The sequence below is a fragment of the Agrobacterium sp. DKPNP3 genome (assembly GCF_052686535.1).
Genome location: NZ_JBQYSN010000175.1, coordinates 1 through 3,331, shown reverse-complemented (window position 1 = coordinate 3,331; position 3,331 = coordinate 1). Strand labels below are relative to the sequence as shown.

Here is a 3,331-nt window from a genome sequence, read left to right as displayed (position 1 = left end):
GGCCGGCGAAATGCGCTGTACGGCCCTGTTGTCCCCCACCGCGGAGGTGTGGACGTCCGACACCCGTCCGAGAATGGTGTCACGCCAATGGAAGGCCGCGAGCGCCACCAGGACGAGGATGAGAGCCGAGGTGGACAAAGGCTTGTTCATCGGCATTCCCCGTTATTCCTTGCCAGAAACGACAATGCCAGAAGATGCAATGTGGAAGGATAATAAAGCGTTGGCTGGAAAGTCTTGAGATCGTCGGAGATTGCGGGCCCGCCGCTGACGCAGGCCGCAAGCGCCGGAATAATACGGTAGCCTGGATCCGATAAAACGTCTTTCACGGCACCGGTCTTCAAATCGAAGGTTCCGGCAGCACCGCTCTCCAGCGTCATGCCATCTTTCAGCCGGGACAGCAGTTCAGGTGAGCCCATCTTCGCCCTCGCGAGATAAAGCGGGATCCGAACGGCATTATAACCGAACTCCGGCGGGAAACCGGATGCTGGCTGCGGCTTTGTTTTCACGGATACCCAGTCCGCCGGCAGTTTTTTGTCACTGAATGCAAACGCTGCGATCTGCGCCACACCGTCATCAGCCACCGTTTTCCAGAGCGGCGACGGCACGAGGAGATCGAGAACGGGGAACGCCTCGAAAATCAGATAGGAGGGATTGACGACAGGGCCATCGGTCCGGTCAGCCTCGTCGAAACCGCTGGCGGCCGGCAAAAGCAACGTGCGCCCACCACGCTGCACAACGGTCTTTTTAAGGACGGCGGAGGCAATGGCAGCGGCTGCTTCGGCATAGTCCTGACGGTTCCACTGACCGGCAGCAAGCGCCAGCGCGTAAGCAATCAGGATATCGCCATCCGTGGCGTTGTTGATATCGGTGACATGCGGCTTGGTGCGTGGGTCCCATTTCCAAGCCGAAAGTCCGTCATCACGGACCAAAAGCTCCGTGCGCGTGAAACTCCAGATCAGTTCGAAGTCGGAAAGATCATCTGCAAGCACGGCAAGCCACATACCATAGCCCTGCCCCTCGCTGTGACTGATGTTGCCATTGCCGGTATCGATGATACGGCCGCCAGAATCCAGGAAGGCGTCCTTATAGGCAGCCCAAGCCTTGGGCGAGACCGAGGCGGCGTGCGTGGCAGATATGTTGGTGAAAATTGCCATGACGGACAGAAGGGTGAGGATTGCCAGTTTTGAAATCGCGCTCTTCATCTGTGCCGCCCCATCATCCGCAGCATCGTAAACGTGGCAAGGCCAAGAAGTGACACGAAACCGATAAACGCCAGTGAATAAGACAGAACATTGGACGACAACCAGTTGGCCGCGACCAGCCGCCAGTTGGAGAAGGAAAACGCCCGCGTGATGTAAAAATGCGGCCGCTCAACCTCAACCGTTTCAACCTTTTCGGCAGCGGCATCGTAAGCTGCCACACGCCCCGTTACGCTGCGCCAGCGGTCTTCCCGCGTCATTGCCGCCATGCCGTCAAACAGCTCGGCCGAAGACGGGGCGGTCGCCAGCGTCCACACTCCATTGCCGGACGGGCTGAGGCCCTGCGCCAGCATGAAAGACACATTGCCGGGTGGCGCATAAGCCTGTTCGGCCGCTGGCAGGAAGCGCAGCGTTTCCGAGCTGAGGTCGAAATTCCGCTTCATCCACTCCTCGAGGGACGACACCTGCCCCTCCCAGACGCCGCCGTCCACCCTCTCGCGCCAGTCGTTGAAAAGAGTTTCGCTACTCTGCGTCGGCGCCTGGACACCTGCGCCCATCTTCCACGAGATCTGACTGGAAGGCACAAGGTTGAACTGACCGATCAGGGCCTGCGGGAATTGCGAGATCGTTCCGACGAACAACGCGTCACGATCGCCGATCACCAGCGGGGACGCTACGGTCTCGATGTCGATGGGATGGCCCGCCACGCTCGCCAGCCGGCTGACCAGCGTGGCGGCGGCAGACATGGTGTCCGTGTCGAAGCGATCGAGCGAAAGCGCAACCGGCGTTCCGCCGGTCCGGTAAGGTTGTCCGGCGCCTGCCATCGCCGCCAAATCCGGCTTGAGGCCGATCTGGGCGTAATCGGGGATATGAAGTTCCGAGGTTTCGAACAGGGCAAAGCGCGGGGTGGTGCTGGCGGGCGCACCGGGAGCGCAGGCCTGATCCTGTGCCGTCATCAACACGGCCTCGATGGTCACCTTGTTCGGCCCGGGCTTGAAGTGGCGCATCGTCACCTTGATCGGCAGATGCCGGAAAATCCCGCCGCCATTATTGGAGATCGGCACAGTGGAGGCGATCTCGTCATTGACGTAGATATCCACATGGCTACCTGGCAAGACCTGTGACGAATAGGCGGCATCGAGGAGAAGCGATGCCTCGCCATAGGCGGAGGCGTAAAAATCGGCCGGCATGCCGACGTAGAATTCGTTGCGGAATCGCCGTCCGCCGAATTCGGCGCTTTCAATGCCAAGTTCGGAAAGCGCGATCCGCCGATCCGACATGACGAGCGGCACGTCGGGCGCATGCCAGCTGCGGGTCGAGAAGGTGGTTCGCTGCGCACCCGGCGTACGCGAGATCGACGAAAACAGCGTCTCTATCGCCGCCTGAACCGCCTGCGGCGTGGGGCCGCTCACAAAAAGAGGCGAAAAACCGCCCGGCGCCGTCGCACCAAATCCGGCAAAGGCGCCCGCCGATGCCTCTGGCGGGAGAGTGCCGGCTATACCGGCAATTTCGCGGGCTGTACCCGCAAAGACCGTCAACGTGCCGGCCTTTCGCTCGGCGGAGGGAGCCGTCACGAAACGGATGGTCTGATTGGGCATCTGCGTTCTAAGCGCGAGCGCCTGCGACAGCCGCAGAAGAGAATCTGCGAATGCCGGATTGCCGAGCGCCGGCGCGACAATCTCGATTGAGGTCATCGCCTTGGCATCCGGTCCGGTAGACTGAATGTCGTCGATATTGGCAAAGCTTCCGGCGACGTCCGCATTGAAGCCAATATAGGTACTTGCGGGGTCGATTTCCGTCCACAGATCGTAGGTGGACTGGATTGTGCAGTCGGTTCTGTGTCGTTGCTCCACACCCAGTCTCACGACATTCGAGCCAACCTGCAAAACGCCAGGCGGTATTTTCAGGGAAACATTGCCTTCGGTCTCGGGCGCTTCAATGCGTGCGGGCTCAAGCGGCACGTTGTTGAGGCTGACCTTCAAATTCGAGCTTTCCGGCGCAACCACGATCGCGTTCTGATAGCCAATATTGAGCGTAACTGCCGCATTCACCTGCTCAGGCGTCAGGTAGACGCTCCATTGCCGGCGGTCTATCTCGCCGGAAAGGCTGAGTTTCTCATAGGGGAGGATATA

2 protein-coding genes are annotated in these 3,331 nt (G+C 60.1%); both read right to left on the bottom strand.

Annotated features, from left to right (window positions below):
- Window positions 1-146: 146 nt before the first annotated feature.
- Window positions 147-1,202 (bottom strand): glycosyl hydrolase family 8, encoded by a 1,056-nt coding sequence (locus ACUTJJ_RS24940; RefSeq protein ID WP_445543771.1) that lies wholly within the window; start codon window positions 1,200-1,202, stop codon window positions 147-149.
- Window positions 1,199-3,331, bottom strand: a 2,133-nt coding sequence (locus ACUTJJ_RS24935; RefSeq protein ID WP_445543770.1) for a cellulose biosynthesis cyclic di-GMP-binding regulatory protein BcsB, incomplete at its 5' end; no start/stop codon positions are given. The genes ACUTJJ_RS24940 and ACUTJJ_RS24935, both read right to left, overlap by 4 nt.